The 16,737-nt window shown below is 60.2% G+C and carries 17 protein-coding genes; 8 read left to right on the top strand and 9 right to left on the bottom strand.

The annotated features are described in order from the left end of the window. Positions 1-210 precede the first annotated feature (210 nt). The 6 genes from V7756_RS05370 to V7756_RS05395 all read right to left on the bottom strand — a co-directional run bounded on the left by V7756_RS05370 (position 211) and on the right by V7756_RS05395 (position 5,392). Positions 211-957, bottom strand: a complete 747-nt coding sequence (locus tag V7756_RS05370) for an autotransporter-associated beta strand repeat-containing protein (protein WP_335609128.1) — start codon at positions 955-957, stop codon at positions 211-213. Continuing rightward, positions 954-2,333 carry a phosphatase PAP2 family protein gene (locus tag V7756_RS05375; RefSeq protein ID WP_335609129.1) on the bottom strand — a complete coding sequence of 460 codons (1,380 nt, stop codon included), beginning with the start codon at positions 2,331-2,333 and terminating at the stop codon, positions 954-956. Before V7756_RS05375 ends, V7756_RS05370 begins: the two co-directional genes overlap by 4 nt. 246 nt (positions 2,334-2,579) lie before the next feature. After that, complete coding sequence (locus V7756_RS05380) at positions 2,580-2,960, bottom strand: YbaN family protein (RefSeq protein ID WP_335609130.1); 381 nt, start codon at positions 2,958-2,960, stop codon at positions 2,580-2,582. Between the two features lie 80 nt (positions 2,961-3,040). After that, positions 3,041-3,790: a TerC family protein gene (locus tag V7756_RS05385; RefSeq protein WP_335609131.1), complete on the bottom strand. Its 750-nt coding sequence runs from the start codon at positions 3,788-3,790 to the stop codon at positions 3,041-3,043. 511 nt (positions 3,791-4,301) lie between these two features. Further along, the gene (locus V7756_RS05390; RefSeq protein ID WP_335609132.1) at positions 4,302-4,964 is read right to left on the bottom strand and encodes a DUF4142 domain-containing protein; all 663 of its coding nucleotides are present in this window, start codon (positions 4,962-4,964) and stop codon (positions 4,302-4,304) included. Between the two features lie 128 nt (positions 4,965-5,092). Further along, positions 5,093-5,392, bottom strand: a complete 300-nt coding sequence (locus V7756_RS05395; RefSeq protein ID WP_335609133.1) for a hypothetical protein — start codon at positions 5,390-5,392, stop codon at positions 5,093-5,095. Between the two features lie 341 nt (positions 5,393-5,733). On the opposite strand from V7756_RS05395, the gene V7756_RS05400 reads away from it, so the two are divergent. The 5 genes from V7756_RS05400 to V7756_RS05420 all read left to right on the top strand — a co-directional run bounded on the left by V7756_RS05400 (position 5,734) and on the right by V7756_RS05420 (position 10,827). Then, complete coding sequence (locus V7756_RS05400; protein ID WP_335609134.1) at positions 5,734-6,705, top strand: NAD(P)H-dependent flavin oxidoreductase; 972 nt, start codon at positions 5,734-5,736, stop codon at positions 6,703-6,705. A gap of 66 nt (positions 6,706-6,771) precedes the next feature. Then, complete coding sequence (locus V7756_RS05405) at positions 6,772-7,248, top strand: winged helix-turn-helix transcriptional regulator (protein ID WP_335609135.1); 477 nt, start codon at positions 6,772-6,774, stop codon at positions 7,246-7,248. A gap of 1 nt (position 7,249) precedes the next feature. Then, positions 7,250-7,984, top strand: coding sequence for a 4'-phosphopantetheinyl transferase family protein (locus tag V7756_RS05410; protein ID WP_335609136.1), 735 nt, complete (start codon positions 7,250-7,252; stop codon positions 7,982-7,984). A 108-nt stretch (positions 7,985-8,092) separates the two neighbouring features. Beyond that, on the top strand, positions 8,093-9,430 hold the full coding sequence (locus V7756_RS05415) for a tetratricopeptide repeat protein (RefSeq protein ID WP_335609137.1): 1,338 nt from the start codon (positions 8,093-8,095) through the stop codon (positions 9,428-9,430). Between the two features lie 173 nt (positions 9,431-9,603). Further along, positions 9,604-10,827, top strand: coding sequence for a 3-hydroxyacyl-CoA dehydrogenase (locus tag V7756_RS05420; protein WP_335609138.1), 1,224 nt, complete (start codon positions 9,604-9,606; stop codon positions 10,825-10,827). Between the two features lie 92 nt (positions 10,828-10,919). On the opposite strand, the gene V7756_RS05425 is transcribed toward V7756_RS05420, so the two are convergent. The 3 genes from V7756_RS05425 to purM are packed head-to-tail and all read right to left on the bottom strand — an operon-like array spanning position 10,920 to position 13,414. Further along, complete coding sequence (locus V7756_RS05425) at positions 10,920-11,675, bottom strand: DUF3108 domain-containing protein (RefSeq protein ID WP_335609139.1); 756 nt, start codon at positions 11,673-11,675, stop codon at positions 10,920-10,922. A gap of 10 nt (positions 11,676-11,685) precedes the next feature. Continuing rightward, positions 11,686-12,345, bottom strand: a complete 660-nt coding sequence (purN, locus tag V7756_RS05430; protein ID WP_335609140.1) for a phosphoribosylglycinamide formyltransferase — start codon at positions 12,343-12,345, stop codon at positions 11,686-11,688. 4 nt (positions 12,346-12,349) lie between these two features. Continuing rightward, the gene (gene purM / locus V7756_RS05435; RefSeq protein WP_335609141.1) at positions 12,350-13,414 is read right to left on the bottom strand and encodes a phosphoribosylformylglycinamidine cyclo-ligase; all 1,065 of its coding nucleotides are present in this window, start codon (positions 13,412-13,414) and stop codon (positions 12,350-12,352) included. A gap of 220 nt (positions 13,415-13,634) precedes the next feature. Here purM and V7756_RS05440 point away from each other — a divergent pair, with 220 nt between their 5' ends. From V7756_RS05440 to hda, 3 genes are all read left to right on the top strand, one after another. Further along, positions 13,635-14,843 carry a DUF2066 domain-containing protein gene (locus V7756_RS05440; RefSeq protein ID WP_335609142.1) on the top strand — a complete coding sequence of 403 codons (1,209 nt, stop codon included), beginning with the start codon at positions 13,635-13,637 and terminating at the stop codon, positions 14,841-14,843. Between the two features lie 70 nt (positions 14,844-14,913). After that, the gene (locus V7756_RS05445) at positions 14,914-16,023 is read left to right on the top strand and encodes an AI-2E family transporter (RefSeq protein ID WP_335609143.1); all 1,110 of its coding nucleotides are present in this window, start codon (positions 14,914-14,916) and stop codon (positions 16,021-16,023) included. Next, positions 16,023-16,736 carry a DnaA regulatory inactivator Hda gene (gene hda, locus V7756_RS05450; protein ID WP_335609144.1) on the top strand — a complete coding sequence of 238 codons (714 nt, stop codon included), beginning with the start codon at positions 16,023-16,025 and terminating at the stop codon, positions 16,734-16,736. The genes V7756_RS05445 and hda overlap by 1 nt, the downstream gene beginning before the upstream one ends. Position 16,737 lies beyond the last annotated feature (1 nt).

Below are 16,737 nucleotides of genomic sequence, written 5' to 3' on the forward strand. Positions count from 1 at the left end.
TTGATGGATGCTCGCCGCCGGCAACGCCATGAGCGCTCCCAATAGCCGGCTGGGCCAAGAGTGTAAGTTGAGCTCGTGTTATATACGTAGGCGCAGCGGAGGAATGGCTACTTGTGCAGCTTTTTTCAAGGGCGAGGTAAGCGTGCTGCGGGCGTTGCTTGCTGGGATCGATAACAGAGCACTGGGCTCTGTTATCGATAAACTGCCTGCTTACTGAACGACCGCGCTGATGCTGTTGTTGTTGTAGACCAGCTCTACCGCTACTTCAGAGTCGACACTGTCGAAGGTGCCGCTCAGGTTGCTGGCGGTGAGCAGCGTTAGCGTGCTGCCGCTTGCCGGCGTGAAGTCGGAGAAGCCCAGCTTCAACTCGCCGCCGTCGATATACAGCGTATCGGCGATGGTCACTTGCGCTGCCTGTTCTTCGACCTGCAGGTCCAGGGTACCGCCTTCAATGGTCAGGTTGCCCTGCAACTGCAATGCGCCCTCGACGTCAACCAACACGCCACCGCCCTCGACATACAGGTCGCCTTCACCGAAAGCAGCCGCAGACCTGGCTTCAAGTACACCTTGCTGCACCAGAGTGCCGCCGGTGTAGGTGTTTTCACCGGTCAGGCTCAGGTGGCCGCTGCCGGTCTTGGTCAGCATACCCTCACCGCTGATGTCGTTTCTCCACCAGTCTTGTACGTTGAAGCCGCCTTGGCTGGCATCCATCTCGACGGCGACATCGCCGAGGAAGGCGCCGTAGCCATCAGCTGCGGTGACGAGGTCCAGCCGGCCCCAGCCGTTGGTTCCATCCAGCAACGGGTAGCCAGAATCGATCGAGGTGGTGTAGAGCACAGCGCGGCGCTGCTCGGCACTCAGGTAGGGCTGGCGGCTGGCGAGCAGGGCTTCGGCGCCCTCCGGGACGATTGGGTCCTGACCCGCCTTGGACTCGTCCTGCGGCAGGCCGTAAGTCATGCGGAAGCGAATTGTTCCTTGTTCAGCGCATGATCATCGTACTGGCTGGTGTTGTAGACCTGGGTGTTGATCATGCTGCCATCGATCAAGCCCTTCTCGCTCGCCACAGGCTCATGGGCGAAGCTGTACAGGTCAGTACCTTGCTGTTCGGCCAGGCGACCAAAGAAATCCTGCGCCTGGTTATAGGCGGCGGTAGCTTCATCCAGGATCTCCGGACGGGCCAAGGCTGCACTGGCGACCATCATTGAATGGATGCGTCCGCCGATCACGTCCACTGGCGAATGCATGCCGGCAACGATGCGGTTTTCGCCAAGCTGCGAACCGCGGGTGAGCATTTCCGCGTAGCGCTGGGGCAGGGCATAGGCGTAGGCCATTGCGGCAAGGTAACCGGCGTTGGTGTGGCCACTGGGATAGCCGCCGTCCTTGCGACGGTTCTCGCCGTTCTCGGTGTACAGGCCCTTGTCGTGATCGCCGTTACTATGCGGGCGCTGCGCGCAGGTCAGACCCGGTACCAGGCTGACACTGGTGGTGTACTGATCGGTCAGTTGCACCGTCAGGTTACCGTTAACGTCGTAACAGTTGTGATTGGCGGTGCCGAGAAAATCGATGGCGCCGTTGTCATCCATGCGCCAGGGGCGCGGGGTGGAGAATATGTACTTGGCGGCGTTGGTCGAGGCTGGAGCACGCTGGCGAAAGGCATCGACCAGGGTAACCACAGCGCCCAGTTCGGATGTCTTGCTGCCGGCCCAGGCGATGCCGTCGTTGTTGCCGGCTTTGAAGTTGACGTCCTGCAGTACCTGATTGACCGTTGGGACAGGTACATCCACGTAAGCGCCCGAGCTGGCGACATAGGCTTCGGACAGTGGGCCATAACCGTCGATCACACTGTAATTCTTGGAACGTACATCATCGAGAAAGGCGAGGATGGCCTTATCATCGGTACGCTCTTTGGTTACGTCAATCACATAGCCGATGTTGGATTTCCAGGCTGCGGCATCCACGATGGGATCATCCAGATAGTCAGCTGGGCCGTCACCGGAGGCGCCTTGCTGATAGCTGTCTGCCGTGCCTTTCCAGATCTGATTGATGTCGCGCAGCAGATAGGCGACGGGGTTGTCATCCAGTACCCAGCGCAGAGTGCCGTCGGCGTTGTTCTCTGCATTGACAATGACCGGCGCAGGGTAGGCTGCTTCAGGCACCGCTACGGTCTGTTCGCTGCCAAGGCCAGCCGGTTTTGCCGGTTTTTCGATAACGGGGTTGCCAGCAGAGTCGTCTTTATCGGAGCTGCTGTCGTTGCAGCCAGCCAGGGCCAGAGCAATGGCTGCAGCCAGCGCCAGGCGCATCGGCAGCGCGGCCGCTTGTTGATAAGAATGCATGCTAGTCTCGCTTCATCCAGGAACGTTAGAAGGGTGAGTGCCGGGCGAAACTCTGCGGCGAAAGCCTTAATCAGCCCGCCCGGAGCGAGTGAGGATAGTGCCGGGGTGTGACGTTCCTGTTGCGGTGAGGGTTTTTCTTAAGCGCGCCAGATCGTGACATAACGCCCGAGATAGAGCCATTTGATGCCGCGATCAGCTATCAGATGTACTGCCCTGAGGTGCTTGCCTACGCAGCGCTCTGGTGTTTCAAATGCCTGGGCGAGGGGGCTCTGGCCGAGTACATAACCATAGCAATACCAGCGTCATGGCGCCGGGCACCAACCACTGTATCCAAGGGCTCGGAGCTGTCACACAGATGATCAGCATGCTGAAGAGCATGCCCACCACAGCGAGATATTTGGCCCGCCTGGAAATGGCGCGGTGCTGCTGCCATTGCTGAATCGGCGGACCGAAGCGGGGGTGATTCAGTAACCAGGCCGCCAGTGGTGGCCAACCTTTGCCACCGGCCCACACCGCCAGCAGCATGAAAACGGTGGTGGGGATCGCAGGTAGCACAGCGCCAATGATCCCGAGAGCGACAAACAGGAGCGCCAGCAGGCGCCAGCCAAACCTCACCAGCGCGGACATCAATCGCCGTCCCGAATTGGTAGGCGGCTGTGCTGGAGAAACGGGTGCACTTGGTCTGGCGATGACAGTGGTCCGGCTCCTTAGTTATGTGTTTGATCAGCCGGGGCGTCACTGTTGCGCCGCGCTGCAGTGCGCACGCGAATGTTGATCGCCTCGACGGCAAGCGAGAATGCCATGGCAAAGTAAACATACCCTTTGGGTACATGCACATCAAAGGCTTCGGCGATCAGCAGCGTGCCCACTACCATCAGGAACGACAGCGCCAACACCTTGAGTGAGGGATGCTTGTCGATGAAGCGACTTATGGTGCCAGCCGCCAGCATCATCACGCCGACGGCGATCACGATGGCAGCGACCATCACGGACACTTCATCCACCAGGCCTACTGCGGTAATCACCGAGTCGAGCGAAAAGACGATATCGATGACCGCAATCTGCAGCACTATGCTGAGAAAACCGGCAGCTTTGGGATTGGCAGCGGGGCCCTCGTTGTCCGGTCCTTCCATGCTGTGCCAGATTTCCGTGGTGCTCTTGAACAACAGGAACAGGCCGCCAAAGAAAAGTATCAGGTCGCGGCCGGAGACACCTTCGTCCATCACCTCGAACAGGTCGGCGGTCAGGCGCATGACCCAGGCGATGCTCAGCAGCAACAGAATACGGGTGCCCATGGCCAGAGCGAGGCCAATGAAGCGGGCCCGTGGCTGTTGCTCCTGGGGCAGGCGGCTGACCAGAATCGAGATAAAAATGATGTTGTCGATGCCCAGGACGATTTCCAGGGCCGTTAGCGTAAGAAAAGCTACCCAGATATCCGGGCTTGAGAGCCATTCCATGATGCGGTGATCTCGTAAGGTGGTACGATGGGGAGTCGAGCGAGGCATGTTCGCATGCCGTGGAGCGACGGGTAAGGGGTCAAAAAAAATATAGATGAACGTTTGATGAGAGCGTTACAGCGCGCCGATACCAAACGGCACGTAGGCAATCAGCCGACCCGGATGGGGTATCCATCCAGCCCCTTGAGGCCGTGCATTGCCCGGGCCCTGAGCGCTTGCCTGCTCTCCCTGGCTGCCTGGCTGCGGCGTTGCACACCTGATTGAAATGGCCGGAGGTCTGCTGCCTGCTGGTGGCAGCGCAGCGCCAAAGATGATGTGGCGGTACAGACCTGGGCGCGGATCCAGGGATTTGTTGGGCAGAAGGGTTACACAATGGCGTAACGGGTGGAGATGCAGCGCTGAAAGGAACACGCGCTGTCGCGCCGAGTGTATTGCGTAGGGCGCCGGGGTAAGACGCCCTGCAGCCGAAACGAGCGGTCAGGCAGTTAACGGCCATGCTGAAGAAAACAAGTTATTTGGGCTGTTCAGGGGTGCGCCCAGCGAGCTTTTGCGCCTGAGCGAGATGCTCTTGCAGCTTGGGAAGGGTCTTTTCGGCGAAGCTGACAATCCTGTCTTCTTTTATTTGCGCTGCACGAGTGTAAAGTTCGATGGCTTGCTGATGCGCCACTATCTGATTATTCAGATAGGCCTCATCAAAATCCTCGCCATCGCGCAGCTCAAGAATCCATTGTTTGGCTTGAGCGCTGAGTTCTGGATCTTCTTCTGTTTTCACCTGCATGCCAGCGGCGAGTTCGGTCAGTTTGCGATTGCTGGCGGTGTGCTCGTCCAGCATCATGCGAGCATAGCTCTGCACGGTCGGCGAGCCTTTTTCAAGAGCCAGTTCGGCGGCTTCGATTTCTGCCAGATTCTGCGCGCTGGCTTGGCTGAAGAAAGTCTCTACGCCCACTCCCATTTCGGCACCAGAGTCGCTGAATGTGCCCTTGGTGTCGGCGCTGCCACCACTACCCGTAGTACCCGGCAAACCGGTTGGACCACTCTGCTCGACACGGTCATCGCCACCCACCATGCGTTCCGTTTCAGCGCTTTCGGCGGCATGCGCCGTGCTTACTGCGATGCTGAGCAATAGGGCCGTAGCGGGTACTCGCAGTGGATTAAGAAGATGGGATGAGGCCATGGTGTTCTCCTTGCGGACAAATTCCGTGCTGGTTCATTCGAAAACAAGATGTTTGGCTAAAACACTAGGATTGGCTAAAACACTATGCCCGCCTGCTTGCACAGGCGGGCATGGAGTTACGGAAGCACTTATTGCGCGGTAGCGCCGCCGCCGGTCGGGCCGTCGGGGCCGTCAACGGTTGCATCCGGGCGCTTATTGGGGCTGGTTTCCTTGTCGCTGCCTACAGTGCCAGCTTCGACTTCATCGCCGCCGTCACGTTGGGTTGGCAGGCGCTCGTGAGTTTTGTCTTCACCCTGCTGTCCGGTGTTGACGCCGTTCTCATATCCCTTTTTGTGCTCATCGCCATGGTCACCGGCAGAGGCGGGCAGGGCGCCCAGCAGCGCAACGGAAAAAAGGGCAGTGCTCAACAATTTCAAATGCATATTCATTTGCAACTTCTCCTTTATGAGGGTGCACTTCTGTAGAGGCATGTTGATGCCGCAGAGTTCACCTTTTATTCGGATGACCCAGGCCATGCGCTACCGGCGGCACGCGGGCGGGGGCCTTCGGTACGTCGCGGCAGATTGCCGCGATATAGGGTCCTACGGCTCTGGCGCAGGTATTTGAGCCGGCTGGGTCGGGGACGACGGCCGATGCGGTACTAGGTGAAGCTGCGACATAAATTGTTACCAGACTTGCAATTAACCTTGTTAGAAATTAGCTTCTTTATCCGAAGCTATTTCTGCAGGGCAGTTGCCATGCTTTTTCCATTAATAGAGGCAGGACCACAGTGAAAAACCGCATAACAGAACTTTTCGGCATTCAGCACCCGATCATCCAGGGCGGCATGCACTTTGTCGGCTTTGCCGAGCTGGCTGCGGCCGTGTCCAATGCCGGTGGTCTGGGCACCATTACCGGGCTGACCCAGCGCACCGCAGCGGACCTGGCCAATGAAATCGCCAAGTGCCGTGAGATGACCGACAAGCCCTTTGCGGTCAATCTGACCTTCCTGCCCACGGTCAACTCGCCTGACTATCCCGGTTATATCGACGCCATCATCAAGGGCGGCGTGAAGATCGTGGAAACCGCTGGGCGCAGTCCGCAGGAGTACATGCCTGCACTCAAGGATGCCGGGATCAAGGTGATTCACAAGTGCACCTCGGTACGCCACGCGCTCAAGGCCCAGTCCATCGGCTGCGACGCGGTCTCGGTCGACGGTTTCGAGTGCGGCGGTCATCCGGGCGAAGATGACATCCCCAACATGATTCTGCTGCCGCGCGCAGCTGAAGAGCTGGAAATCCCCTTCGTGGCCTCCGGCGGCATGGCCGACGGTCGCTCACTGGTTGCAGCCCTGGCGCTCGGCGCGGAAGGCATGAACATGGGTACGCGCTTTATCGCCACTCAGGAAGCGCCGGTGCACGAGAACGTCAAGCAGGCGATTGTTGCTGCCTCCGAGCTGGATACCCGCCTGGTCATGCGCCCGCTGCGCAACACCGAGCGCGTGCTGAACAACGCTGCAGTCGAACGCATCCTCGAGAAGGAAGCGCGCCTGGGCAAGGATCTGAAGTTCACCGACATCATTGATGAAGTGGCCGGGGTCTACCCCAAGATCATGAAGGATGGTGACATGGAGCTGGGCGCGTGGTCCTGCGGTATGGTTGCCGGCCTGATTCATGACGTGCCGACCTGTCAGCAACTCATTGACAACATCATGAGCCAGGCGGAAGACATTATTCGCGCGCGCCTGGCTGGCATGCTGTAACAACCGCCCGGCTAAACCGACCTGTGGTGGGCTGGTTGCTCACCACAGGCTCTGCTGGAGAAACACATGTCCCGAACACCGCTTAATCATATGGACTGCAGCGTCGCTCAGACGCTGGATATCGTTGGCGAGTGGTGGTCGTTGTTGATTCTGCGCAATGCGTTTCACGGCATGCGCACCTTTGATGCCTTTCAAAAGCAGCTGGAGATTTCCAGCAGCGTTCTCAGTGCCCGGCTGAAAAAACTGACCGAGGCCGGAGTGATGAAAAAAGTTCCCTGCAGTCAAGACAAGCGCTCCTTTGAGTATCGCCTGACACCGGCTGGAATGGATCTTTATCCGGTGCTGATTGGCCTGATGCAGTGGGGTGAAAAGTGGCGTCCGAACGATCGTGGCCAGCGGATGCTGCTGTTGGAAAAAACCACCGGCCAACCCATTCATGGCGCCGAGGTGCTCTCAGGTGATGGCCGCCCGCTGAAGGCCTGGGACGTGCAGCCGGTGGCCGGGCCTGGCGCGGATGAGCACGTTTATGAGCTGATCGGCTGAAATGCTGGCAGCTCCGGTTGTGTTGTTGTGCGAATACCCCACGGCGCACGAGCTTGAGCCTTGTGGTGGCTGGCAACTGTCTGACGCGCAGGCGCAGCAGCGCTTGCAACAGCTCGCCAGACCCGCAGTGCGCACCCAGTTTGCGCTCAGTCGCCTGTTGCTGGAGCGCGCCGCACAGCAACTGCTTACAGGCGCGTCAGACTGGGCACTGGTAGTTCAGCGGGGCGGTCAGCCGTTGCTGCGCAGCAACGCAGAGCAGATCAATCTCAGCATTAGCCACACCGCAGGACTGGTCGCAGTTGCGCTGGCGCCCGCCGGACAGGCCATAGGCGTAGATGTCGAAGCCTGGTCGCGACCCTTGCGGCTGCAGCAATTGCTCGCTGGCTGCATGAGCAAGGATGACGCCGACTGGTGCCTCGGGCAGGCTTCGCCAGAGCAGGCCTTCCTTCGCCACTGGACCCTCAAGGAAGCGTATCTCAAAGCATTGGGGCGCGGTATCGCGGCGGACCTGCCGGCGCTCTCGTTTGGTCTGCAAGCCAACGGCATCGCCCTGCGCGCCAGCCCGTACTCCGACAGCCGCTGCTGGCAGTTCGCGCACCCCCCCCTGTTGGATGATCACTGCCTTGCGCTGGCATGGGCAACGACCGCGCCAAAGGGCGGTGAGTGGCGTGAGGCGGTGGCGCAAGCGCCGCTGCCTGTTGCCGGGTGCAAGGTGCGCCAGTTGCGGTTTGCTTGAGCGCGTGCGGCGCGCAGGCTTCATTCTGCGACTTGCTGCGTTATTATCCGCAGGCGCCCGGCGTGGTTCGCCGGGCGCTTACTGAACATGTCACAGGGATTTGCCTTTATGAAGATAACCTCACTGTTTGTCGCCGCTCTGCTCAGTAGTGCCCTGAGCTTGACGGCGGTGCATGCAGCCGAACATGCCAAGAACCCTACCAGCGGCGCCACTGCCGCCCAGCTGCTGCCCAAAGCCGAGGCCGGGAACGCGGGGGCACAACGTGAACTGGCAGACCGCTATTACGATGGTGAGGGCGTCGAAAAATCCTTCACCGAAGCGGCCAAATGGTACGCCAGGGCGGCGGAGCAGGGCGACGCCGTGGCCCAGTTTGCGCTGGGCTATATGTTCGACGAAGGCGAAGGTGTTGAACTGGACGACACTCGAGCGATAGCGCTCTATACCCAGGCCGCCGAGCAGAACCACGCGGGCGCTCAATACAACCTTGCCCTGATGTATGACGTCGGCGAGGGTGTGGCGGTAGATGACCTGAAGGCGATCGACTGGTATTGGCGTGCCGCCGAACAGGGGCACGCCGATGCCCAGTTCAACCTGGCCCTGATGTACGACGAGGGTGAGGGTGTGCCAGTCAACGACGAGAAGGCGCTGCAGTGGTATCACCGCGCGGCTGAGCAGGGTCACGCCGATGCGCAGTTCAATCTGGCGCTGATGTACGACATGGGTGAGGGCACGCCGGTAGATGACCTTGAAGCGGTGCGCTGGTATACCGCCGCTGCCGAACAGGGCGATGCGACAGCGCAGTACAACCTGGCCCTGATGTACGACGAGGGCGAAGGCGTGCCGGTGAATGACCAGCTCGCCGCGCAGTGGTATCGCCGCTCTGCCGAGCAGGGCGACAAGGATGCTCAATACAATCTGGCCTTGATGTACGACGAAGGCGAAGGCGTAGCCCGAGACGACGCCGAGGCGCTCAACTGGTACGCCTTTGCAGCAGAGCAGGGGCATGCGGCCGCGCAATACAATCTGGCGCTGATGTACGACGAGGGCGAGGGCACCGAGGAAGACAACCAGAGCGCGATAAAATGGTATGTCGCGGCCGCCGAGCAAGGCCACAAGGACGCCCAGTACAACCTGGCGATCATGTTTGACGAGGGCGAAGGTACGCGCGAAGACAACCAGAGCGCGATCAGGTGGTACAGCGCAGCCGCCCAGCAGGGGGAGCCCAGCGCCATGTTCAATCTGGGCATCATGTACATGAACGGTGAGGGCGTCGGCAAGAATCCGCGGATGGCCTATCTGCTATTTTCGCTGTGTGCCGCGCAGGGGCTACCGGACGCCCGTGAAGCGCGGGATTTGATGAGCAAGCGCCTGAGCCAGAAAGAATTGGCTGAAGCGCAGCGTGCGGCGGCGCAGTGGCAGTTGAACACGCCGCTGCCGGCACTTTGAGGCGACCTCCGGTAGGAGTCGCCTCGATTCATTCTGTGAATGGTGCACATCAGCGTATAGGGTTTTTAATCGGGCGATATTTTGCGTAATGTATCGCTCCTCGGAAAACAGACCCACGGGTCGCACATTCGGACCGCCAGGCGGTCATTCATTTCATTTTGGAGGTAGCTGCGATGGCTTCTTTTGAGGGTATCAAGCGGGTTGGCGTTATCGGGGCGGGCACCATGGGCCGCGGTATCGTGATGAACTTCGTCAATGCGGGTTATCCCGTTACCTGGCTCGACGTCAACGCCGAGATGCTGGAAAAAGGCCTGACCGACATCGCCAGCGTCTACAAGCGCTCGGTGGCTCAAGAGCGTTTTGATGATGCCGAAGCACAGGCACGCATCGGTCGCATCAGCACTACCCAGAATTATGCCGATCTGGCCGAGATGGATCTGGTGGTAGAAGCGGTCTACGAAAATATGGACCTGAAGAAGAAGATTTTCGCCGAGCTGGATCAGGCAGTGCAGGCTTCAGCCATTCTGGCGACCAATACTTCTTACCTGGATATCGACGAGATTGCCTCGGCGACTCAGCGCCCGACTCAGGTCCTGGGCCTGCACTTCTTCAGCCCTGCGCACATCATGAAGCTGCTGGAAGTAGTCCGTGGTAAAGCCACTGCCCAGGACGTCATGGACGCTTGTCTGGCGGTCGGCAAGAAGATCGGCAAGGAGGCCGTACTGGCCGGCAACTGCCATGGCTTCATCGGCAACCGCATGCTGGAAAAATACTCGCGCCAATCGCGTGAAGTCGTGCTGGAAGGTTCCACGCCATGGGAAGTGGATCAGGCGCTCCAGGGTTTTGGCATGGCCATGGGCCCGTACCGCATGTACGACGTAGTGGGTGTGGATCTGGGCTGGCGTTCACGTCAGTTGGCCGGTATCGGTCGCGGCGAGCCGATTGTCTGGCTGGACAACAAGCTGTGTGAAATGGAGCGCTTCGGTCAGAAGAGCGGCCATGGCTTCTACAAGTACGAAGCCGGCAGCCGTCAGGCGATCCACGATCCGGAAACCGACATGATGGCCCGCGAAGTTGCCGAAGAAGCCGGTTACACCGCGCGCGACGTGTCCGCCGACGAGATCGTCACCCGCTGCATTCTGGCGTTGGTCAACGAAGGCGCGCGCATTCTGGATGAAGGCTACGCCGAGTCTGCTGAAGATATCGACCGCGTTTACCGCTTCGGCTACGGCTTCCCGGCCGAGCGCGGTGGTCCGATGGCTTACGCTGACAGCCTGGGCCTGGACAAGGTGCTGGCCGAGATTCGTACGCTGGAAGCCGAGCGCGGCGAGTTCTGGAAGCCGGCGGCCGGTCTGGTCAAGCTGGCCGAGTCCGGCGGACGCTTTACCAAAGCCTGATCCCTGGGCAAAAAAAAACCGCATCAGGCCTGAGGCTTGATGCGGTTTTTTCATGCCGGGTGTTTGCCCGGGCGGCATTGAATGCGGTTTGCTCAGTCAGCCTTGACCGGCGTGCCCACTACGTTCTGGCCGTCGACCGTGGCTTCTTTCAACATGATCTGATACTGCTGCCCATCGGTTTCGATCTGGCTCAGGCGCACCAGCAGGTAATTCCAGTCCTTGGCAAACCAGAGTGTGGTCTCGCGCTTGGCATCGGCTTCGCGCACACGCTCCACCTCAACTGCGTCGAACTGACCGACACGGGTGGTCACCCGGTCGTCGCCCACCACGCGAAAATGATAATCCTCTACCTCATCGCCATCCACCACGCGGTAGTGCATGTCCTGCTTGCCGGCGATCAGGTCCTGTTGCAGCGCGAGCTGATAGGTGGTTTTGTCGAGCAGGTTGGGTTCGGTGGGTAGCTCAAAGGCTTCTTTCTTGTAGGTACCGCTGACCAGGCCCTGTTCCCAGTCAAAGCGTTGGCGGATTTCTTTGCCGCTGCCCAGGCCCTTTCGCTCATAGTGGTAGCTAAGAGGCTGAATCATCTCATCGCGCTGGCGCAGGGTGCTTTGCTCAACCAGCTTGGCGACAAACATGCTGGCAGTGAAAGACAGGTGCCAGGTGCCATCGGGATTGGCTTCCAGGCTGTGCACGGCTTCACCGTTGACTGGGATGCGTTTCATGTCGGCAGCATAACTGGCGCTGAAGGGGACCAGTTGTGCAGCGCTGGCGAAGCCGGCGCTCAGAGCCAGAGCCAGCCCCAGCAGCGAGCGGGAGAGGCGGCGAGAAAAAGCGGGAGTTTGATGCATCAGTGTCGTCTCATATGCCGGATTCAAGGTCTTCCAGTCTTAGTCCACTGGGTGGTATCGGGTTGCCGTCGAAGCACGCCCGGTCGTCATTCAGTTGCAAACGGCCCGCGGCGAACCAGCGAGCGGCCAGCGGATACAGGCGATATTCCAGTTGCTGAACCTCGGCTGCGAGGCTGGCTGCCTCCTGGCCGGGCGTGATCTGCACGCGGCCTTGCAGGATCAAGGGGCCGCCGTCCAGTTCTTCGGTAACGAAATGCACTGTAGCACCATGCTCGGCATCGCCAGCGTCTAACGCGCGCTGGTGAGTCTGCAAACCTTTGTGCTTGGGCAACAGAGAAGGATGAATGTTCAACAGCCGGCCACGATAATGTGTGACAAAACCGGGCGTGAGAATGCGCATGAAGCCGGCCAGCAGTACCAGGTCCGGCTGGAAGGCATCAATCTGCTGCTGCAGGGCGCGGTCGAAGCTCTCGCGATCGATGAAATCGCGGTGATTCAAGGTGTCGAAGGGGATGCCTGCTGCGCCGGCGCGCTGCAGGCCGTAGGCATCAGCCTTGTTGGATATCACCCCGACGATGCGCGCGGGCGAGTCGGGGACGGCCAGATTGTCGATCAAGGCTTGCAGGTTGGTGCCCGATCCGGAGATCAGTACCACGATACGGCAGCTCACCGGTTCAGTTACCGCGCTGCAGTACGACGGCTTCGCCGCCCTCTTTGCCGGCTTCGATACGGCCAATGACCCACGGCTGCTCGCCGGCATCACGCAGTACCTTGAGGGCCTCGTCCGCGGCGTCGGCGGCTACACAGATGACCATGCCCACACCACAATTGAGCACGCGGTGCATCTCGGTTTCATCCACGTTGCCCTGTTCCTGCAGCCAGTTGAACACGGCAGGGCGCTGCCAGCTATCCAGATCGATACAGGCCTGGCTGTCGGCAGGCAGCACGCGAGGGATGTTTTCCAACAGCCCGCCGCCGGTGATGTGCGCCATGGCCTTGACGCTGCCGGTTTGCTTGATCAGCTGCAACAATGCTTTGACGTAGATGCGCGTAGGGGCCATCAGCAGCTCGCTCAGCGGCTTGCCGTCGAGGCTGGTGCTGTTGATGTCGACGCCCGCCACTTCGATGATCTTGCGAATCAGCGAGTAACCGTTCGAGTGCGGGCCGGAAGAGGGCAGCGCAATAAGAGTATCGCCGGCGGCAACCTTGCTGCCGTCGATGATCTCGGCCTTTTCCACCACGCCGACGCAGAAACCGGCCAGATCGTAGTCTTCACCTTCATACATACCGGGCATCTCGGCGGTTTCACCGCCGACCAGCGCGCAACCAGCCAGCTCGCAGCCGGCACCGATGCCGGTGACTACCTGGGCCGCGATATCGATGTTGAGTTTGCCGGTGGCATAGTAGTCAAGGAAGAACAGCGGCTCGGCGCCGCAGACGATCAGATCGTTGACGCACATGGCCACCAGGTCGATACCGATGCTGTCGTGGACGCCCAAATCCATCGCTACGCGCAGTTTGGTACCCACGCCATCGGTGCCGGATACCAGCACCGGCTGGCGGTAGCCCTCGGGGATCTCGCAAAGCGCGCCAAAGCCGCCTAGGCCACCCATGACTTCCGGCCTTGAAGTGCGTTTGGCGACGTGCTTGATGCGGTCAACCAGCGCGTTGCCAGCGGCGATATCCACGCCGGCATCTTTGTAGCTGATAGAAGGTTTGGACGGCGTCTGGCTGCTCATGGCGTGGTCTCAAGCTGGGCAAAAAAAGAGGCCGAGGCGGGGATTGCCGCCTTTGGGCCGGGATAGCGCGCTAGTTTAGCAATTCATGCAGGTCAGAGCCATGCCGACGCGAGTTTCTGCGCTGTGGTTGCTGCGCTACCCGGCCTTGTTTAATGTAGGCTGTTTGAAACCGCCGGAACCATCCACTGCCGGCGCATTGCCACTTCGACGGAATTGCCCCATGCCTTTGCTGCGAACCCTGCTGATCAGCCTGTTTTCTGCCCTGCCTCTGTGTACCCATGCGGCGGTGCTGGAGTCGCTTTATCAGGTGCAGGTGCCGCCTGCCGAGGGCGCGCAGCAATCCGTCCAGCTGGATACCGCTACCCGCGTCATGCTGCAACGGCTGGCGGGCCCTGATGTGGTGCTGGACAAGGGTCCTCTGGCGGCAATCATGGCCGAGCCGAGCAAAGTTACCCGGCAGATCGGGGCCCTCGACGACCAGGGCGGTATGCGGGTGGAGTTCGACCCTGTGTTGCTGCGCGATGCGCTGGCTCAGGCGGATGTGCCGATGCTGGGCCGTAACCGCCCTGGCGTCCTGGTTTGGGCAGTGCAGACGAGCCCCCTGGGCGAAGACTTTTTGTCATCGGGCGGTGAAATGGGGCAAGCCCTGCGCGCCGCTGCTGCCTACCGTGGTGTGGCCCTGACGCAACCGCTGGCGGATCTGCAGGATCGCACCAGCGTCGCCGAGGCGGACATTCTCAAGGCCGACCAGACAGTGCTAAGCGAGGCCAGCAAACGTTACCCGGCCGAAGGTGTGTTGGCTTTGCAGGCTCAGCAGGGCGAAGAGTCCTGGGCTCTGCAGTGGACCTTCTGGTTGAACGACAAGGCGTCAACCGGCAAGGCGCAGGCGGCTGATCCCTGGGCAGCGGCGGACGAGTTGATGCAGGCATTGGCCCAGGCGGTTTTCGAGCAGTACGCGGTGACCAGCCTGCCCAGCGATCAACTCACCGGTTGGCGCCTGCATATCAGTGGCGTGAACAGTCTGGAGCAGTTCTCGCGGCTGCAGCGCATGTTGCAGCAGATGGGCACCCAGGCCACCCCGCAACTGGTATCGATGCGCGGCGATGAGGTGATTTTCACCTTCGACTTCCCCGGCGACGAGTCTCAATTGCAACGCATGTTGATGCTGGACCAGCGCCTGGTATCGGTCGAGCCCCCGGCCCAGCCGGCAGAAATACCTATGACCAATGCTGCTGTACCTGCCGGGCCAGCAGCCGCGGAGACTGGCAGCGAGCCGATGGAGCAGTCTGCGACGCAAACGGCCACGCCCGAAACCGCAGATGCGGACGCCCCGCTGGCCGCGCAGAATGCTGCCGCAGACAAGCCGCAGGATTTGGTCCCGGCGGCGCCAGCGGATAACCGCAAGTCACTTTACTACCGCTGGCGATAGGTTATTCTGCCGGGCAATGCCGCACGTGCAAGCGGATTTCGGGTTCTCGACCAGTTGCTAAGGATGGAATATGACTTCTGATTATCGGTGGTATTGGGTCGCTGGCCTGGCCGCGTTTCTGGCGCTGGTCTACTTTCTGCAGCCCATTCTCTCGCCATTTCTGATCGGTATGCTGCTGGCTTACCTCGGCGATCCCATTGTTGATCGTCTGGAGAACAAGGGTCTGTCGCGCACGCTCGGAGTGGTGGTGGTCTTTGCGGTGGCGACCAGCGTGCTGGTAATCGCTCTGATTATTCTGATTCCCATGTTGGGGCATCAGATTTCCACGCTGCGAGATAACATCCCGGCGATGATCGACTGGTTTCACAATAGCGCTCTGCCCTGGGTAGAAGGGCGAGTGGGCATCAGTGTCAGTGATTTTCGTCTGGATAGCGTGAAGGAAGGGCTGAAGGAACATCTGGGTCAAACCACCAGTATCGTAGCCATGGTGGTGGCCAAGGCGACTCAGTCAACCATGGCCCTGCTGACCCTGGCTGCCAATCTGGTGATGATCCCGGTCGTCGGCTTTTACCTGCTGCGTGATTGGGATCTGATTGTGGCGCGCTGCCGCGACATGATTCCGCGTCACCACGAGCCACTGGTAGTCAGGCTGATGCACGACTGCGACGAGGTTCTGGGAGCCTTCATACGCGGTCAACTGCTGGTGATGACCTGTCTGGGCGTTATCTACTGGCTGGGCCTGTGGATGGTCGGTCTGGAGCTGGCACTGCTGATCGGGCTGCTGGCCGGGCTGGCCAGCATCGTTCCCTATCTCGGTTTCTTTGTCGGCATTGCGGCAGCGTTGATCGCGGCCATCTTCCAGTTTGGCGACATCTTTCATCTCGTGGCGGTGGTCGCGGTATTCAGCGTGGGGCAGATGATCGAAGGTATGGTGCTTACGCCACTGTTGGTGGGCGATCGCATTGGCCTGCACCCGGTAGCGGTGATCTTCGCTATTCTGGCCGGCGGACAGCTGTTCGGCTTTGTTGGTATTCTGCTCGCCCTGCCGCTGGCAGCAGTTGCGATGGTGTTGGTGCGTTACTTCTATCAGCGCTACCGTGAATCGGCCGCGTACGGCCATATACCGGTCGCGGCCGATGTGGCTGAAGATGTGGAAACCAACGAGGTGGAACAGAAGTAATGGCAGGTGGGCAACCGGTACAATTACCCCTGGGTATCAAGCTGCGCGATGAGGCGACCTTCGCAAACTATTTCCATGGCCCTAACCAGGCGGTGGTGACCGCCGTACGCAGCTTCGCTGATCCCCAGATCGAGCCGCAGGACAATTGTCTGTTTCTCTGGGGCGCGGAGGGTTCCGGTCGCTCGCACCTGCTGCAGGCCGCCTGCCACGCGATGGCCGACGCCGGTGCGCTGGCTATGTATCTGCCGCTGGACGAACTGGCTGATGAGTCTCCCGCGCTGCTCGAAGGCATGGAGTCGGTCGAACTGCTTTGTATTGATCAACTGGACGCCGTGGTCGGTCGCCCCGATTGGGAAGAAGCTCTGTTTCATTTGTACAACCGCCTGCGCGAGCAGGGTGGCCGTTTGCTGATTGCCGCTGGCGCCGCGCCTCGGGCATTGGCGCTGGGCTTGGCTGACTTGGCCTCGCGGTTGAGCTGGGGACTGGTATTTCAGCTGCAGACGCTGGACGACCAGGGCAAACAGGAAGTGCTCAAGTTGCGCGCCGCCCAACGGGGCCTGCAGCTCAACGATGAGGTGGCGCGCTATATCCTCAGCCGTGGCGCCCGCGGCATGGTGGAGCTGTTTGCCGCGCTGGAACGTTTGGATCAAGCCTCCTTGCAAGCCCAGCACCGTTTGACGATTCCCTTCGTCAAGCGCGAGATGGGTTGGTGAT

It is taken from the genome of Halopseudomonas sp. (assembly GCF_036961105.1).
GTDB lineage: Bacteria > Pseudomonadota > Gammaproteobacteria > Pseudomonadales > Pseudomonadaceae > Halopseudomonas.